Source organism: Pseudoduganella danionis (assembly GCF_009720775.1).
GTDB lineage: Bacteria > Pseudomonadota > Gammaproteobacteria > Burkholderiales > Burkholderiaceae_D > Rugamonas > Rugamonas danionis.
The window spans coordinates 162,013-178,013 of sequence record NZ_WNKW01000004.1 but is presented as its reverse complement, the minus strand read 5'-3'; the positions used below and the strand labels follow the sequence as shown (position 1 = coordinate 178,013).

Annotated in this window: 16 protein-coding genes; 3 read left to right on the top strand and 13 right to left on the bottom strand. The window is 62.0% G+C overall.

Translation table 11 applies throughout. The annotated features are described in order from the left end of the window. The first annotated feature begins 128 nt into the window (after nucleotides 1-128). Entirely contained in the window at nucleotides 129-980 is an 852-nt protein-coding gene (locus GM655_RS15235; RefSeq protein WP_155435535.1) for an FKBP-type peptidyl-prolyl cis-trans isomerase, read from the top strand. Nucleotides 981-1,022: 42 nt separating this feature from the next. On the opposite strand, the gene GM655_RS15230 is transcribed toward GM655_RS15235, so the two are convergent. The 9 genes from GM655_RS15230 to GM655_RS15190 all read right to left on the bottom strand — a co-directional run bounded on the left by GM655_RS15230 (nucleotide 1,023) and on the right by GM655_RS15190 (nucleotide 9,718). Then, on the bottom strand, nucleotides 1,023-1,475 hold the full coding sequence (locus GM655_RS15230) for a GNAT family N-acetyltransferase (RefSeq protein WP_155435534.1): 453 nt from the start codon (nucleotides 1,473-1,475) through the stop codon (nucleotides 1,023-1,025). A gap of 97 nt (nucleotides 1,476-1,572) precedes the next feature. After that, a complete protein-coding gene (locus tag GM655_RS15225; protein ID WP_155435533.1) occupies nucleotides 1,573-1,998 on the bottom strand; it encodes an organic hydroperoxide resistance protein in 426 nt (141 codons plus the stop codon). Nucleotides 1,999-2,233: 235 nt separating this feature from the next. Then, nucleotides 2,234-3,277 (bottom strand): histone deacetylase family protein, encoded by a 1,044-nt coding sequence (locus GM655_RS15220; protein WP_155435532.1) that lies wholly within the window; start codon nucleotides 3,275-3,277, stop codon nucleotides 2,234-2,236. Between the two features lie 40 nt (nucleotides 3,278-3,317). Beyond that, nucleotides 3,318-4,916: a glutamate--cysteine ligase gene (gene gshA / locus GM655_RS15215; protein WP_371866837.1), complete on the bottom strand. Its 1,599-nt coding sequence runs from the start codon at nucleotides 4,914-4,916 to the stop codon at nucleotides 3,318-3,320. A gap of 164 nt (nucleotides 4,917-5,080) precedes the next feature. Further along, a complete protein-coding gene (gene prmC / locus GM655_RS15210; protein WP_155435531.1) occupies nucleotides 5,081-5,938 on the bottom strand; it encodes a peptide chain release factor N(5)-glutamine methyltransferase in 858 nt (285 codons plus the stop codon). Next, a complete protein-coding gene (locus GM655_RS15205) occupies nucleotides 5,935-6,405 on the bottom strand; it encodes a disulfide bond formation protein B (RefSeq protein ID WP_155435530.1) in 471 nt (156 codons plus the stop codon). Before GM655_RS15205 ends, prmC begins: the two co-directional genes overlap by 4 nt. A 109-nt stretch (nucleotides 6,406-6,514) precedes the next feature. Further along, nucleotides 6,515-7,591 carry a peptide chain release factor 1 gene (gene prfA, locus GM655_RS15200; protein WP_155435529.1) on the bottom strand — a complete coding sequence of 359 codons (1,077 nt, stop codon included), beginning with the start codon at nucleotides 7,589-7,591 and terminating at the stop codon, nucleotides 6,515-6,517. Nucleotides 7,592-7,677: 86 nt separating this feature from the next. Next, a complete protein-coding gene (hemA, locus tag GM655_RS15195; protein ID WP_155435528.1) occupies nucleotides 7,678-8,952 on the bottom strand; it encodes a glutamyl-tRNA reductase in 1,275 nt (424 codons plus the stop codon). Nucleotides 8,953-9,028: 76 nt separating this feature from the next. Further along, nucleotides 9,029-9,718, bottom strand: coding sequence for a response regulator transcription factor (locus tag GM655_RS15190; protein ID WP_155435527.1), 690 nt, complete (start codon nucleotides 9,716-9,718; stop codon nucleotides 9,029-9,031). 247 nt (nucleotides 9,719-9,965) lie between these two features. On the opposite strand from GM655_RS15190, the gene GM655_RS15185 reads away from it, so the two are divergent. Further along, a complete protein-coding gene (locus tag GM655_RS15185) occupies nucleotides 9,966-10,475 on the top strand; it encodes a DUF697 domain-containing protein (RefSeq protein ID WP_155435526.1) in 510 nt (169 codons plus the stop codon). A 16-nt stretch (nucleotides 10,476-10,491) separates the two neighbouring features. Here the strand turns inward: GM655_RS15185 and minE are convergent, their stop codons facing one another. From minE to metE, 4 genes are all read right to left on the bottom strand, one after another. After that, nucleotides 10,492-10,743 carry a cell division topological specificity factor MinE gene (gene minE / locus GM655_RS15180; RefSeq protein ID WP_155435525.1) on the bottom strand — a complete coding sequence of 84 codons (252 nt, stop codon included), beginning with the start codon at nucleotides 10,741-10,743 and terminating at the stop codon, nucleotides 10,492-10,494. A gap of 2 nt (nucleotides 10,744-10,745) precedes the next feature. Beyond that, entirely contained in the window at nucleotides 10,746-11,561 is an 816-nt protein-coding gene (minD, locus tag GM655_RS15175; RefSeq protein WP_161035880.1) for a septum site-determining protein MinD, read from the bottom strand. A 39-nt stretch (nucleotides 11,562-11,600) separates the two neighbouring features. Continuing rightward, a complete protein-coding gene (gene minC / locus GM655_RS15170) occupies nucleotides 11,601-12,374 on the bottom strand; it encodes a septum site-determining protein MinC (protein ID WP_155435524.1) in 774 nt (257 codons plus the stop codon). 207 nt (nucleotides 12,375-12,581) lie between these two features. Continuing rightward, complete coding sequence (gene metE / locus GM655_RS15165; protein WP_155435523.1) at nucleotides 12,582-14,981, bottom strand: 5-methyltetrahydropteroyltriglutamate--homocysteine S-methyltransferase; 2,400 nt, start codon at nucleotides 14,979-14,981, stop codon at nucleotides 12,582-12,584. Between the two features lie 106 nt (nucleotides 14,982-15,087). Here metE and GM655_RS15160 point away from each other — a divergent pair, with 106 nt between their 5' ends. Next, on the top strand, nucleotides 15,088-15,996 hold the full coding sequence (locus GM655_RS15160; RefSeq protein WP_155435522.1) for a LysR family transcriptional regulator: 909 nt from the start codon (nucleotides 15,088-15,090) through the stop codon (nucleotides 15,994-15,996). Nucleotides 15,997-16,001: the final 5 nt, after the last annotated feature.

The window sequence follows — 16,001 nt, the reverse complement described above, 5'->3', positions numbered from 1 at the left end:
TGTTAAAAAGATGTAACTGAATGTAGTGGCCGGGGCGCAAGCCGCGCCGTCTGCTACACTTCTGCTCCGTAATGCCGCTGCGCCGTCAGCGGCGCACAGCTTATAACGAATACTCCTCGAAGGTGATCATGAAATCGACGTTTCAAATCGTGGCAGCAGCGGTATGCGCGGCAGCCCTGACCGCGTGTGGCGGTGCAGGTACGGACAAGACTCCGGTAGCAGCAGTCATTGTGCAGCCTGCCTACAAAGTGACGGAAACGCTGGTGGGCACGGGTGCTGTGGCAGCCGCTGGCGATCTGGTCACCATCAATATGGTGGGCTATCTGTATGACGCCACCAAAGCCGATTTCAAAGGCGCCAAAGTAGAAAGCTCGGTCGATACGGGCAAGCCGGCCGCACCGTTCACGCTGGGCGTGGGCAATGTGGTGACGGGCTGGGACCAGACCATCATCGGCATGAAGATAGGCGGCAAGCGCACGGCCATCCTGCCGGCCAATATGGCCTATGGCACCAACTCACGCGTGGAAGTGAAGGCCAATGGCATCACCTATCCGGCGATTCCGGCCAATAGCCCGCTGGTGTACGACTTCGAACTGGTGGATGTGACCAAGGGCATTATCCCTGTCGTTGTGCCACCGCCTACTACGCTCACCAGTGTGGATGTGGTGATCGGCAGCGGCACTGCCGCGGCCTCGGGCAAGAATCTGAGCGTGTACTACACCCTGTACCTGTATGACGGTACCAAGCCTAGTCTGCGCGGTAACAAGATCGAATCGAATGTAGGCGGCGCCACCTTCGACTTCGTGCTGGGTAGCGGTAAAGTGATCCAGGGTTGGGAGCAGGGTCTGGTCGGCATGCTGGCGGGCGGCACCCGTACCTTGACCATTCCGCCTAGCCTTGCTTATGGTTCTACTCAGCAGAACAATATTCCGCCTAACTCCACGCTGATCTTCGATATCCAGCTGGTGACGGTGAAGTAAGCCATCTGGCGGATAAAAGAAGGCAGCTTCGGCTGCCTTTTTTTATCGCACCATGTCGATGTGCAGGATGCCGTCTTCGTCATACGGCTCGGTGACTTTGCGGAAGCCGTAGCTGCCGTAGAATTTTTCCAGATGGGCTTGGGCACCAATGCGGAAGCCATGGCCCGGATGCAGTGCTTCGGCCAGCGGAATCGCTTTGGCCAGCAAGGTGTGGCCTATGCCGCTGCCGCGGCCGGCCTGCGTGGTCAGCACGCGGCCCAGCGACATTTCTGCGTATTTCACACCGGGCGGCACGCAGCGCAGATAGGCGACCAGTGTGCGTACGCCGGCGATCTCGCGCCAGGCCATCAAATGGTGGCAAAGCGGATCGCATCCGTCGATGTCGGGATAGAGACAGGTCTGTTCGAGGATGAACACCTGCTGGCGCTGCAGCAGCACCTGATACCAGTCGAGGCGGGGTATGTCGTCAAACGCCAGCCATTGCCATTCAATCATCACAGCTTCCTGTAAAGGGGAAAGCCTGATTGTAGGGCAAAGGCTGGCGTGATTGAAGCGGCAGCAGCAGGGCGCTGCTGCGCTGTCACCGTTCTGCTTAAACGATGGTCAGGGTGACGTCGATGTTGCCGCGGGTCGCGTTCGAATAAGGGCAGACGATGTGGGCAGCGGCCACCAGTTTCTCGGCCACGTCGCGTTCCACACCCGGCAGCGAGATTTTCAGTTCCACTTCGATGCCGAAGCCCGTTTCGATGGCGCCGATGCCGACGGTGGCGTCGATAGCCACATCAGCCGGTACGGCGATCTTGTCGCGGCCGCCGACGAATTTCAGTGCACCGATGAAGCAGGCCGAGTAGCCAGCCGCGAACAGCTGTTCAGGGTTGGTGCCCACGGCACCGGCACCGCCCAGTTCTTTCGGGGTGGTCAGTTTCACATCCAGTACGCCGTCCGAGGAGACAGCGCGGCCTTCGCGGCCACCGGTGGATTTGGCATTGGCGCGGTACAGAACTTGTTTGATCGACATGATGGCTTCCTTTTAAGATGAAAGTAAATTGCTTGCGATTGTATAGTGTGCTACTTGATTTTCAGTTCCGGACGTTTTCTCGCGTCCATGTGCACAATATATATCGCACAAAACTAAATAGCAAGCGATTTAATTCAAATTTTTTGTGTAAGAGGTGTCGCTGCTGAAGGCAGGGAGTTCGTTCCAGAGACGGACTACTTGAGTTAGGCTCCGGCCCCCACTGTATTCTGGCGAACTACAAGGCGGTCTCGTAGCCTTCCAGCACATTGACTACATTGGTGCCCAGTTCCTTGACGGCATAGCCGCCTTCGAAAATGAAGGCAGTGGGCAGGTTCAGATAGGCCAGGCGCTCGCCTATACGCAGGTAATCGGCACTCTGTAGTGCAAAGCGCGACAGCGGGTCGCCGGCAAAGGTATCCACCCCCAGCGACACCACCAGCGCATCGGGCGCGAAGCTACCCAGACGGATGCAGGCGGTTTCCAGCGCGCTGAACCAGCTAGCTGCGCTGCTGCCGGCCGGCAGCGGCAGATTCAGATTGCATCCCTGGCCCGCCCCGACACCTTTTTCATCGGCATGACCCAGATAGAACGGGTATTCGTAGCGCGGATCAGCGTGGATGGAAATGAACAGCACATCGTTGCGGTGATAGAAGATGCTCTGCGTGCCGTTGCCGTGGTGGTAGTCCAGATCGAGGATGGCGACGCGGCGCGCGCCATCGTCGAGCATGTGCTGGGCTGCCAGCGCGGCATTGTTGAGGAAGCAGTAGCCGCCGTAGAAATCCGCGCCGGCATGGTGGCCGGGCGGGCGGCTCAGTACGAACGCACCGCGTTCGCCAAGGCGCAGCGCATGGGCTGCATTGACGGCGCAATCGGCGCCCGTCTTGGCAGCCGTCCACGTGCCGGCCGTCAGCGGCGTGCCGCTATCCATCGAATACAGGCCTAATTTGGCGCAGAAATTATCGGGTTCGATATCGCTGCGCAGCGAGCGCACGGGCCACACGGCCGGAAACGCATCCTTGTCCGCGTTGGCCGGATCGAGTGCCAGCCAGTCAGCCCACGCGTGGCGCAGGAAGTGCAGATAGCGCGGCGTGTGGATGCGCTCGAGCGACATCAGTGGCACGCCTTGCGGCGTGACGATGCGCCCCAGCCCGCGCCGCCCCAGCTCGGCCAGCACGCTGTCGACCCGCTCCGGTTTCTCGAAGCAGGGTTTCAGCTCGCCACGGAAGAATTCGTGGCGGCCGCGATGCTGGGCGTGCAGTTCGTTGTAGAAGGTGAGCAAAGGGGCCTCGCGCAGAAGATGCGGTGATCAAGCCCCTAGTTTAGTCGCATTCGCCGCTGGAGTGGCAGAGATTGCTGGCGCGGTAGGCTGCCACGTAGTCGTCGAAGGCGATGCGCGGCGCTGCTTCCATGGCGGCCTGTTCGTCCAGCGAGGCCGTGGCCAGTTGGTCGAAGTAAGCGTTCTCGTCTGCGCTTGGTGCATGGCTGCGGAAGTAGGCGGCATGGCGCTGGCTCTGCGCCATTCCGAAAGCGGCAAACGAATTGCCATGCGTGCGCAGCGCATCCAACACCTTGGCCGATGGTGTGAGGGCAGGATCGGCCAGCTTGGCAGCCTGTTCGGCCAGCGCTGCGCTGTGCGCGTTGTCACCATGGCGGGTGTCGAGCAGGGCCGCCACAGGCGCCATCTGCGCCAGCAATTGCTGGCCCCATTCCTGCAGCGTGACTTCGGCATCGCCGCGGTCCAGCAGCAGGCCCGGACGGCGGCCTTCCTTGACGGTGCGGGCAAAGTTGGCCGTGTGGCGCAGGCCTTCTTCGGGCGTGATGGCGGCGCTGTGTTCGAGCGCGCAGAATAGCAGGAAGGTATCGAGGAAGCGGCCGGCCGTCAGGCTGATGCCTATCGGTTCGAACGGATCGACATCCATGCAGCGCACTTCGATGTACTGCACGCCGCGCGAGCACAATGCCTGGATGGGCCGCTCGCCCGTCTGGATCACGCGTTTCGGCCGGATGGTCGCGTAGTACTCGTTTTCGATCTGCAGCACGTTGGTGCTCAGTTGTATCCATTCGTCATCGCGTTTGGTGCCCAGCGCGGCATACGGTGCATACGGCTGGTTGACGGCCTTGGTCAGGGCTGCCACATAGCTGTCCAGACAGTTTTCGTGCGGACTCAGGCCGGACTGGGCATCGTTCTGATAGCCGAGATCGCTCATGCGCAAACTGGTGGCATAGGGCAGGTAGAGCGTGTCATCCGACAGAGTTTCGAGCTGGTGCGGGCGACCGCGCAGGAAGCCCTTCTGCAGTGCCGGCGAGGCACCAAACAGATACATCAGCAGCCAGCTATAGCGGCGGAAATTGCGGATGGTGGCCAGATAGGCGTCCGACTGGTAAGCCTTGGTGGTGAGCGGACGGGCTGACGGTTCGCTGGCGGCCAGCAGGCGCCACAGGCCTTCGTCGAGCGAGTAGTTGTAATGGATGCCGGCGATGCACTGCATGGCTTTGCCGTAGCGCAGCGCCAGACCGCGCCGGTACACATGCTTGAGCATGCCCATATTCGAAGTGCCATACCAGGCGATGGCGATGTCTTGCTCGGCCGGCAGCGTGGCCGGCATGGACTGGCTCCACAGCAGTTCCTGGCCCAGCTTGCTGTAGGCATAGCGGTGGATGCCATCGAGCTTGGCGAGCGTGCTAGCGATGTCGGTTTCAGCCGGCGTGATGAATTCCAGCAGCGTCTCGGCGTAATCGGTGGTGATCTGCGGATGCGTCAGGGCCGAGCCCAGTGCCAGCGGATGGGGCGTGCTGGCCAGATGGCCGTGGTCGTCCACGCGCAGGGTTTCGCGTTCGATGCCGCGCAGGCCACCCAGCAGCGCGTGGTGCTCAGGCTGGGCCAGCAGGGCCAGACGGCGAGTCAAGGTTGGAGACACTCGGTTTTCCTTTCGTTTGTGCAGCAGGGTGACGGCCGCATCGCAAATCGGCGATGCGCAGCGAGATTAACCGAAAACGCGAAATCGTGTTGGCAAGCGCCCCATTTCGGGGCAGTGCGCGGGTCGTGCGCAATCCGCTGGCTAGTGTATCAAATGCGCGCGGCTCAGGCAGAAAGGGCGGGCATGGCCAGCCGGCCGCCGCTGACGCGGGCTATGCCGGCCAGATCCTGCCAGCTCTGCACCTCGAAATAGCCGTGCTGGGTCAGGCAGGCGCGTACGGCCTCGGCCTGGTCGTAGCCGTGTTCGAGCAGCAGCCAGCAACCGTCATGCAGGTGCTGGGTGGCACCGGCGATGATGGTGCGCAGTGCCGTCAGACCATCGGCAAAATCGGTCAGGGCACCGCTCGGTTCGAAACGCAGGTCGCCCTCGCCCAGATGGCGGTCGCCACTGGCGATATACGGCGGGTTGGAGACGATCAGATCGTAGCGCGGCTGGTGCGCCAGAGCGGCAAACCAGTCACTGCGCAAAAAATTGATGTGGCAATGGTTGTGCGCCGCATTGCGGCCGGCCACTTCCAGCGCCTCGGCGCTGACATCCAGCGCGGTCACGGCCGCATCCTTGCGGCTATGGGCGATCGCCACGGCGATGGCGCCGCTGCCGGTGCCCATGTCGAGCACGCGGCCTTGCGGCGGCAAACGTTCGAGCGCCAACTCCACCAGCAGTTCGGTATCGGGACGGGGGATCAGCACGGCGCTGCTGACTTCGAACGGCAGGCCGAAGAATTCGCGCTGGCCGACGATGTAGGCCACCGGTTCGCCGCGCAGGCGGCGCTGCACCAGCGCGCCATAGCGCGCCGCTTCCTCGGCGTTCAGCGCGCGCTCGGACTGAGTAATCAGGCTGACCCGGCTCAGATTGAGTGCGTGGCACAGCAGTATGCGGTTGTCGAGCGGATCGAGCAGCGCCTGAACCTGTGCAGCGGCCAGGCTGAGGCCGGCGCTTATCTCGTCCGTACTGCGTATCATGCGTGACGGCGGCGCAGCAACACCCAGCCCAGTGCCAGCGTGACGGCGGCAAAGCCAAGGAAGGACCACTGCGGGATGGACAGGCCGAGGAAAGGCGCGGTGGCGTCTTCGCACAGGCCGTCCGCGCGGAACAGGAAAGGCAGATAGGTGGCAGCCGGCAGTTTATTGAGCACGGTTTCCATCGGATCGATGCCGCAGGACAGGCCCGGATGGGCCAGCACGTACAGATGTTTGCCAGCCGTGCCCAGACCACCGAGCGCGCCCAGCAGGCCCAGGCCCGTGTAGAACACCGGCTTGCGGTAGGCGCCCACCAGCGTGACGATGCCGATGGCGAGGAACAGATAGCGCTGGATCACGCACAGCGGGCAAGGCAGCATATCCAGTACGTGCTGCAGGATCAGCGCGACGGCCAGCATGGCGAAACTGATGGCGGAAATAAGCAGCAACGGTGTACGCGATGGGTTCATAAATAAATCCGGTTGAGGGTTCAAATATAGTATGAATGATTCTCGCACAGAGTTGCCAATTCCGCCTTATTTCTTGCTTACGAAGATAGACGGCTGGCAGGCTGGGTGATCAGTCGCCGAGCGCGGCTAGCTGTTCGGCCTGATGTTCTGCGGCCAGCGCATTGGTCAGTTCGGTCAGGTCGCCATCCATGATGAAATCCAGCTTGTACATTGTCAGATTGATGCGGTGGTCCGTCATGCGGCCTTGCGGGTAGTTGTAGGTGCGGATACGTTCGCTGCGGTCGCCCGAGCCGATCAGGCTCTTGCGGGTGGCCGCTTCCTTCGATTGCTGTTCGCGCAGTTGCACGTCTTTGATGCGTGCAGCCAACACTTTGAGCGCTTGCGCCTTGTTCTTGTGCTGCGAGCGGTCATCCTGGCACTCCACCACGATGCCGGTCGGCAGGTGGGTAATCCGCACGGCCGAATCGGTTTTGTTGATGTGCTGACCACCGGCGCCCGAAGCGCGGAAGGTATCGATGCGCAGGTCGGCCGGATTGATGTTGACGTCTTCCACTTCGTCCGCTTCCGGCATCACCGCCACCGTGCAGGCAGACGTGTGGATGCGGCCCTGGGTTTCGGTGGCCGGCACGCGCTGCACGCGGTGGCCGCCTGATTCGAACTTGAGTTTGGAATACACGCTGTTGCCGACCAGCCGCACGATGACTTCGCGGTAGCCGCCCAGATCGGATGGCGACTCGGACACCACTTCCACTTGCCAGCGGTTGCGTTCGGCAAAGCGCGTGTACATGCGCAGCAGGTCGCCCGCAAACAGGGCCGATTCGTCGCCGCCCGTGCCGGCACGGATTTCGAGGAAGATGTTGCGCTCGTCATTCGCATCCTTGGGCAGCAGCATTTTCTGCAGTTCCAGTTCCAGCTCGGCCAGACGGGCTTTGGCCGCATCGATTTCGTCCTGGGCGAACTCTTTCATGTCGGGATCGGACAGCATTTCCTGCGCCGTGGCGATATCGCCGAGCGCCTGCTGGTAGTCGTGGTAGAGCGCCACCAGCGGACCGAGTTCCGCGTGTTCGCGCGTCATCTTGCGGTAGGCGTCCATATTGTTGGTGGCGCCTTCGGACATCAGCAATTCATCGAGCTCGGTCAGGCGGTTTGCCAGTTGATCGAGCTTGGCCAGCATGGAGGGTTTCATAGCGAATTCGTAAGTTGGGGTAGCAGTGTGAAGTCCCGGTGCCGCCATAGCGGGCAGCCGTGCAATACAGTGATCGCGCAGGTGCGCTAACGGCGGCCGCGGAACAACTGGGGCAGCAGGGCGGCCAGATGGGCGCGTTCTTCGCCGTGGGCACGGTGCAGCGCCTGCTGCGGGCCGTGCATGAACTTGGCCGTGAGGCCTTTGGACAGGGCTTCCAGTACGGCGTCGATATCCTCGCCTTTGGCCAGCATGCGGCGCGCGCGTTCGAGTTCGAGCTGGCGCAGCGCTTCGCCGTTTTCGTGCAGGCTCTGGATCACGGGCACGACCGCACGGTCATCGATCCAGTGCATGAACGATTGCACGCGGGTTTCGATGATGGCTTCGGCCTGTGCCACGGCCGCCTGACGGTTTTCCAGACCCGTCTGCACCACCTTGCCCAGATCGTCCACCGTGTACAGGAAGGCGTCGTTGAGGCGGCCCACTTCCGGTTCGATATCGCGCGGCACGGCCAGATCGACCATGAAGATGGGCTTGTGGCGCCGCGCCTTGATGGCGCGTTCCACCATGCCCAGACCGATCAGGGGTAGCGAGGAAGCCGTGCAGGAAATCACGATGTCGTACAGGTGCAGCTTGTCCTGCAGTTCGGCCAGACGGATGGCTTGCCCGCCGTAGCGGTGCGCCAGTTGTTCACCGCGTTCGAGCGTGCGGTTGGCCACCGTGATGCTGCGCGGATTTTGCGCGGCAAAGTGGGTGGCGCACAGTTCTATCATTTCGCCGGCACCGATGAACAGTACATTCTGTTCTGAAATCTTGTCGAAGATGCGCTGGGACAGGCGTACGGCAGCGGCCGCCATGGACACGCTGTGGGCGCCGATTTCCGTGGTGCTGCGCACTTCCTTGGCGACCGAGAAGCTGCGCTGGAATAGCTGGTGCAGATAGGTGCCCAGCCCACCGGCTTCGTCGGCCGTACGGATGGCATCCTTGATTTGACCCAGAATCTGGGTTTCGCCCAGTACCATCGAGTCCAGCCCCGAAGCCACGCGGAAAGTGTGGCGCACGGCATCGTGCTGGGGCAGCATGTACAGGTGGGGGCGCAGTTCGCCGTAATTAACTTTGTGGAAATCGGCCAGGAACTGGGCACCGGCATCGAGCGGATCGGGCGCATGGCTGGCCGCATACAGTTCGGTGCGGTTGCAGGTCGACAAAATCGCCGCTTCATCGCTGCCGCGCTGGTCCAGCCGCTCGAACCACGCACGGGCCGAACGCACGGCAGGACCAAGCTGGTCTGGTGCGAACGCCAGCCGTTCGCGCAGGGCGACAGGGGCGGTATGGTGGTTGAGGCCGACGGCAAGCAGCTGCATTGCAGATCCGAATGTTGATTTACCGGACATTATACCGTGTAGTGGCTAGGAGCTGATCTTAGCGCGCCCGGCGGCACTAGCCGCCCAGTTTCTCCAGCCGGTAGCCATAGCTGTAGACGGGCACGAGGCGGTAGCCGTTTTCCGGTTTCAGAGCCAGTTTATTGCGCACGCGCGAAACATGGGTATCCATGGTGCGCGAAGGCACGGCGCTTTCCTTGACCCACACGGCTTCATGGATATACGCGCGCGACAAAGGCCGGCCAATGTTGCGGAAAAATAACAGCGCGAGCGCGAATTCCTTCTGCGTCACGTCCAGCACGGCACCTTCCATGAGCAGGCGGCCGGGCCGGGTTTCGAACAGATACTGGCCGAATTGCAGCTGTTCGGCGCCGTTCTGGGCCGGATAGGCGCGCCGCAGCAAAGCTTGCACGCGCGCCACCAGTTCGCCACGGCGCAGCGGTTTGATCATGTAATCGTCGGCGCCCGCATCGAGGCCGGCCACGATATCGTCTTCGCCCGAGCTGGTGGTGAGAAACATCACGGGGGCTGCATCGGGCAGTTTTTCGCGCGCCCGGCGCAGCACTTCGGCCGCACCCAGATCCACCACCTGCCAGTCGAGAATCAGCATGTCGTAGCTATCCTTGCGCAGGTGCAGCAGCGTGTCTTTGGCATTCTGGTAGCCGTGGCAGGTATGGCCGACCGAGCCCAGCACCTGGCAGATCAGGTCGGACTGGCTGCGGTCATTGTCGAGTACGGCGATTCTCATCCGGCTGCCTGTTGGGAAAAAATTGAGCGATAGTCACTCGGAATATAACAGGGATTCAAAAAAAAACTGGTCAAACTGGCTGAATTTTTTTCATCAGAGAATCACTTTTTTCTTGATAGAAAGTGATCGCCGTAGCGCGTGCGCGGACACGATGAATACAAGGTACACTGGAAAAAGATGGTTTTCAATGAGAAAGTTGTAAATCAGAAACAGAATGGTGCTGCTAGTTCAGCGCTCCGGAGTCAGCATGACAGCACAGCAACAGCAAACATGGCCGCTCGCGCGTGCCACGCCGGACCAGGTGGCGCAGTTGCGCCAGCAATGCCGCCGACTGGTGAAACGGCGTGCCCTGCTTTCAGCCGGCGTGGCCGCCATCCCCGTGCCGGGACTGGACGTGGTTTCGGACCTGCACCTGTTCACCCGCCTGATCGATGATATTAATCAGGCATTCGGCCTGACCCCGGCCCAGATCGAAGGCTTGCAGCCCGAATACCGCATGCTGGCTTACGAAGCGGCGGTCGGTGTGGGCGGTATGCTGGTCGGGAAACTGATTACGCGGGAACTGCTGGTGCCGCTGCTGCAGCGTAGCGGAGTGAAACTGGTGGCGCGTCAGGCTGGCAAACTGGTGCCGCTGGCGGGGCAACTGGCGTCGGCGGGGATAGGCTTTGCCGTATTCCGCCACATCGGCAACCAGCATGTGGAAGCCTGTGCGGCGGTGGCGCAGCAACTGGTGACGGCCGGTGCCGGCCGTCCCTAGCGGGTGTAGCGCGGACTTAAGCGTCCGGCAGTACCACGTTGACGTCCAGAACTTCCAGGTTGCCCTGGCGGTCGAGCGAAATCTTGATGTCGTCCGCGTTCACCTTGGTGTACTTGGAAATCACGTCGATCAGCTCTTTATGCAGGGCCGGCAGGAAGTCCGGACCGGCACGGCCATTGCGTTCACGGGCGATGATGATCTGTAACCGCTCCTTGGCCGCCGTGGCGGTTTTCGGTTTTTGCGGGAACAGGAAGGAAAGCAGTGCCATGATTACTTGCTCCCGAAAATACGCTGAAGCAGGCCGGGCTTTTCATAGGTGGTGAAGCGCAACGGCAATTCCTGGCCGAGGAAGCGCGATACCACGTCTTCATAAGCTTCCGCTACATCAGTACCTTTGAAATGGATGGCCGGATTACCCTGATTCGAAGCGTGCAGGACCGATTCCGATTCAGGAATGATGCCGATCAACGGTATGCGCAGTATTTCCTGCACATCTTCGTAGGACAGCATTTCGTCCGCTTCGACGCGTTTTGGCGAGTAGCGCGTAATCAGCAGGTGTTCCTTGACGGGTTCGCCGCCAGTCTGGGCGCGGCGCGATTTGGCCTGGATGATGCCCAGAATACGGTCCGAATCGCGTACCGACGATACTTCCGGATTGGTCACGATGATGGCTTCGTCGGCGAAGGTCAGCGCCATCAGCGCGCCGTGCTCGATACCGGCCGGCGAATCGCAGATGATGAACTCGAAGCCCATGGTGATCAGTTCGGCCAGTACGGCTTCCACGCCGTCTTCCGACAGCGCATCCTTGTCGCGCGTTTGCGACGCCGGCAGGATGAACAGGTTGTCGCAATGCTTGTCCTTGATCAGGGCCTGGGTCAGGGTTGCCTCTTTATTGATCACATTGATCAGGTCGTACACCACACGGCGCTCGCAGCCCATGATCAGGTCGAGGTTACGCAGACCGACGTCGAAGTCGATCACGGCAGTCTTGTGGCCGCGCATGGCCAGACCGGTGGAGAAGCTGGCGCTGGAAGTCGTTTTACCGACACCGCCCTTGCCGGACGTTACAACAATAATTCTCGCCACAAAAATTCCTTTTCAGAGAGTGGATACGCCAGCGCGTGCTTAGGCGCGGGTTGCTGAATTGACAGATAGTATATCGATTCGGTCGCCGTTGAGGCGAATTTGCGCAGGCGTGCGTGCATATTCAGCGGGGAAACCGTCTTCAAATGTGCGGTAAACGCCGGCAATGGAGACTAACTCCGGCGCCATGCCCATAGCAAAGATACGTGCGTCGGGGTTGCCCGAAGCGCCGGCCAGCGCGCGACCGTTCAAAGTGTTGTAGACGTGGATGCTGCCGTCGGCAATGATTTCCGCGCCATTGTTGACCACCGCCGTAATCACCAGATCGCAGCCGCGCGCATAGATGCGCTGGCCGGCCCGTACCGGGGTGTCGATAATCATCACGCGCGCACCGCCGGGGATGGCTTCGCTGGCGGCCGGCACGGGCGCAGGTGCTGGCGCTGGCGCCGGTGCAGCTGCCACTTTTTTAGGCGCTTCCGCTTCGCTGCGCTGGGGCGCGGCCGTTTCCAGGCTCAGGCCGTGGGCGGCAATCGCGCCGCCCATTTCCGGCGCAGCATTGCGCACGGCGACAGGATTCAGGCGGTATTTCTTGAGCAGGGCGATCAGGCCGCCCCAGTCGATGTCTGCGCCGCCGGCCGGCAGCGCGCCGACGTCGATCACGGCCAGATCATCTTCGAAAAAGTCGGTGCTACCGCCGGTCATTTCGGCCATGGCGGCGTCGAGCGCCAGACGGTCGGAAGTGGCCAGTATGGCGGACACGGCGACGACAGTGGAAATCTTGATTTCTATGGGCTTTTGAAACTGGCTCTTGGACATGGGCGACACAGTGATGAGGTTAAGCCCGCGTGGGCTCCAGCATTCTACTGTGGAAAACGGCCGCTGGGGAGGGCAAGGCCAGCAAATGCGCGGCTTTCAGCGCGATCCGCCCGGATGATGGCGATCCGGGCGGGCTGGGCCGCTAGCCGCGTAACGACGGCCGCGTTGCGCGGCCGTGCCGTGTGGCCGCCGCCTGAACAGGCCGGATCAGGCCGGCGCCAGCTCGGCGCGTAGCTGGCGTGCCGCCGCCACCATGTTGCGCAGTGCGCTTTCCGTCTCGCTCCAGCCGCGCGTTTTCAGGCCGCAATCAGGATTCACCCACAACTGGGCGGCGGGCACCACACTGGCCGCGCGCTGCAGCAGGCTCACCATTTCCGCTTGCGCCGGTACGCGCGGGCTGTGGATGTCGTACACCCCGGGACCGATCTGGTTAGGGTAGGGGAAGCGGCGCAGTGCCTGCAGCAATTCTGCATCGGAACGGCTGGTTTCGATGGTGATCACATCGGCATCCATGGCAGCGATCTGGGGCAGGATTTCATTGAACTCCGCATAGCAGATATGGGTATGGATCTGGGTCGCGTCGGCCGCTGCGCTGGCGGCAATGCGGAAGGCGCGGGTGGCCCAGTCCAGATAGGCATCCCAGCGGCTGCGCCGCAGCGGCAAGCCTTCGCGTACGGCCGGTTCATCGATCTGGATGATGGCAATGCCGGCCTGCTGCAGATCGGCCACTTCGTCGCGGATCGCCAGTGCCAGCTGCAGCGCGGTATCGCGGCGCGGCTGGTCCTCGCGCACGAACGACCATTGCAGGATGGTGACGGGGCCCGTCAGCATGCCTTTCACGGGCTTGTCCGTGAGGCTCTGGGTGTACACCGTCCAGTCCACCGTCATCGCTTGCGGGCGGCGCACATCGCCGAACAGAATGGGCGGTTTGACGCAGCGCGAACCGTAGGATTGCACCCAGCCATGGCTGCTGAACAGGAAACCTTCCAGTTGTTCGCCGAAATATTCCACCATATCGTTGCGTTCCGCTTCGCCGTGCACGAGCACGTCCAGCCCCAGCGCTTCCTGCCGCTGCACGGCGTCGGCGATTTCGGCGCGCATGCGTTGCGCATAGGTCGCGCCATCGAGTTCGCCGCGCTTGTAGGCAGCGCGGGCGGCGCGGATGGCTGGCGTTTGCGGGAAGGAGCCTATGGTGGTGGTCGGGAAGGCCGGCAGTTGCAGCCTGGCTTGCTGCTGCGGCTGGCGCAGCGCAAACGGCGAGGGGCGCTGGTCGGCGTTGGCCGGCAGGGCGGCCAGACGGGCGCGCAATTCGGGCTGGTGCAGGCGCAGGCTGTGGGCGCGGCTGGCCTGTGCGGTGCGTGATGCGGCCAGCGCGGTCGGATCGGCAGCGCCTTGCAGAGCTTGCTTGAGCACGGCCAGTTCCGCCAGTTTTTCGTGGGCAAACGCCAGCCATGGCCGTACTTCCGGGTCCAGGTGCGCTTCGGCAGCCAGCGTGTAGGGCACGTGCAGCAGCGAGCAGGAGGTCGACAGCCACAGCTTGCCCTGGCGTTTGGCCAGCAGCGGTTGCAGCAGGGCCAGCGCGGCATCGAGGTCGCAGCGCCAGATGTTGCGGCCATCCACGATGCCAACCGACAGCACTTTATGCACGGGCAGCCAGTCGGCAATGCTGATCAGTTCGTGCGCCGCGCGCACGCCGTCCACATGCAGTCCGGCCACGGGCAGGCGGCAGGCCAGACTGAGGTTTTCTTCCAGCGGCGAGAAATAGGTGGCCAGCAGCAGCTGGGCGCCGGCCTGATTGAGCTGCCAGTAGGCCGTTTCGAAGGCACTGCGCCAGGCCGGCGGCAGGTCTAAGCCGAGGATGGGTTCGTCGATCTGCACCCAGCTCACACCCTGCTGCTTGAGGCGGCTGAGCAGGGCACCGTATACGGGCAGCAGGCGTTCCAGCAGTTCGAGCCGCTCGAATGGCTGTGCGCTGCGGACTTTGCCCAGCCACAGGAAGCTGAGCGGACCCAGCAGCACAGCCTTGACGGGATGGCCGAGTGCCTGCGCTTCTTCCACTTCATCGAACAGGCGCTGGCTGGCCAGCGCAAAGCTCGTCTCGGCGCTGAATTCGGGCAGCAGATAGTGGTAGTTGGTGTCGAACCATTTGCTCATTTCCAGCGCTGCGTCGGCAGCGGGCGCGCCGTCCGGCTGTTCATGCTGGCACTGGCCGTGGCCACAGCCGCTGCTGTGCCCCTCGGCTTGGGCGGCACCGGCTGTTGCGGTCGTGGCCGTCGCGGCGCCGCGCGCCATGCGGAAATAGCGGCTCAGTTCAGACTGCTGGGGACTGAAGCCGTAGCGCGCCGGTTCGCAGCCGAGTAGCTGGATGTGGTTGGCCACTTGATCGTAGTAGGCGAAATCGCCCACGCTGACGAAATCGAGCCCGGCTAATCGCTGTTCCTCCCAGTGGCGCGCGCGCAGCTCGCGGCCTACGGCCTGTAGGGCCGCTTCGTCGATCTCGCCGCGCCAGTGGCGCTCGAGGGCAAATTTGAGTTCGCGCGCGGCGCCCATGCGCGGATAGCCGGGGACGTGGCTGAGGATGGTAGAGGTATTGAAAGTAGTTTGCATAATGTTGTCATAAGCATTTCATATTGGTGCGCTAAAGTGTGCGGCATTCCGGTCTATAATAAAAACGAAAGATTTTGCGGCTTAACATGAATATTTCTAATAGACCATGCTAGAACTTCGACACTTACGCACCCTGAGTGCGCTGCGTTCGGCTGGCAGCCTGGTCCGTGCAGCACAGTTGCTGAACCTGACCCAGTCTGCTTTGTCACATCAGATCAAGTTGCTGGAAGATCGCTACGAGGGACCGTTGTTTGAGCGCAAATCGGTACCGATCAGCTTTACGGCCACGGGGGCCCGGCTGTTGCAACTGGCCGATCTGCTGTTGCCCGAAATCGAACTGGCCGAGCGTGATGTGGCCCGCCTGACGCAAGGGGATACGGGCCAGCTACGCGTGGTCCTCGAATGCCATACCTGCTTCGACTGGCTGATGCCGGTGATGGATGAATTCCGCCGCCGCTGGCCCGATGTGGAAATCGATCTGGTGTCGGGCTTCCACAGTGAACCGGCCGACCTGCTGCGCACTGGCGCCGCCGATCTGGTGATAGGTTCGAATTACGGCACCGAATTTGCCACCTTCCCCCTGTTCCGTTTCGAAATTCTGGTGGTGATGGCGCAGAAGCACCGGCTGGCAGCCCAGCGCCGCCTGCAGGCGGCTGATTTCAAAGGTGAAACCCTGATCACCTATCCCGTGCCCGAGCAGCGTATAGACCTGATCCGCGAAGTGCTGAAACCGGCCGGTATCCAAGTGGAGCGCCGCACGGCCGAACTGACGGTGGCCGTACTGCAACTAGTGGCCAGCCGGCGCGGCATCGCGGCACTGCCTAACTGGGCCATCAAGAATTACGTCGATTACGACTACGTGATCGCCCGCCCCATCGGCGAGGCCGGCCTGTGGAGCGACCTGTTCGTGTCGGTTCCGCCCGCCCAGCAGCACAAGGCCTATGTGCGCGATTTCGTCCATGTGATACGCGAACAGTGCGCGAGCTCGCTGGACGGTATCAAATTATTATCGTGACAAAA

What these genes read in the sequence shown, in the direction of transcription:
- GM655_RS15160 (WP_155435522.1), top strand. Translation starts at nt 15,088, where the DNA reads ATGCTAGAACTTCGACACTTACGCACCCTGAGTGCGCTGCGTTCGGCT.
- GM655_RS15190 (WP_155435527.1), bottom strand. Translation starts at nt 9,718, where the DNA reads ATGAGAATCGCCGTACTCGACAATGACCGCAGCCAGTCCGACCTGATC.
- GM655_RS15205 (WP_155435530.1), bottom strand. Translation starts at nt 6,405, where the DNA reads ATGAACCCATCGCGTACACCGTTGCTGCTTATTTCCGCCATCAGTTTC.
- prfA (WP_155435529.1), bottom strand. Translation starts at nt 7,591, where the DNA reads ATGAAACCCTCCATGCTGGCCAAGCTCGATCAACTGGCAAACCGCCTG.
- prmC (WP_155435531.1), bottom strand. Translation starts at nt 5,938, where the DNA reads ATGATACGCAGTACGGACGAGATAAGCGCCGGCCTCAGCCTGGCCGCT.
- minE (WP_155435525.1), bottom strand. Translation starts at nt 10,743, where the DNA reads ATGGCACTGCTTTCCTTCCTGTTCCCGCAAAAACCGAAAACCGCCACG.
- GM655_RS15185 (WP_155435526.1), top strand. Translation starts at nt 9,966, where the DNA reads ATGACAGCACAGCAACAGCAAACATGGCCGCTCGCGCGTGCCACGCCG.
- GM655_RS15230 (WP_155435534.1), bottom strand. Translation starts at nt 1,475, where the DNA reads ATGATTGAATGGCAATGGCTGGCGTTTGACGACATACCCCGCCTCGAC.
- minC (WP_155435524.1), bottom strand. Translation starts at nt 12,374, where the DNA reads ATGTCCAAGAGCCAGTTTCAAAAGCCCATAGAAATCAAGATTTCCACT.
- hemA (WP_155435528.1), bottom strand. Translation starts at nt 8,952, where the DNA reads ATGCAGCTGCTTGCCGTCGGCCTCAACCACCATACCGCCCCTGTCGCC.
- GM655_RS15225 (WP_155435533.1), bottom strand. Translation starts at nt 1,998, where the DNA reads ATGTCGATCAAACAAGTTCTGTACCGCGCCAATGCCAAATCCACCGGT.
- metE (WP_155435523.1), bottom strand. Translation starts at nt 14,981, where the DNA reads ATGCAAACTACTTTCAATACCTCTACCATCCTCAGCCACGTCCCCGGC.
- GM655_RS15235 (WP_155435535.1), top strand. Translation starts at nt 129, where the DNA reads ATGAAATCGACGTTTCAAATCGTGGCAGCAGCGGTATGCGCGGCAGCC.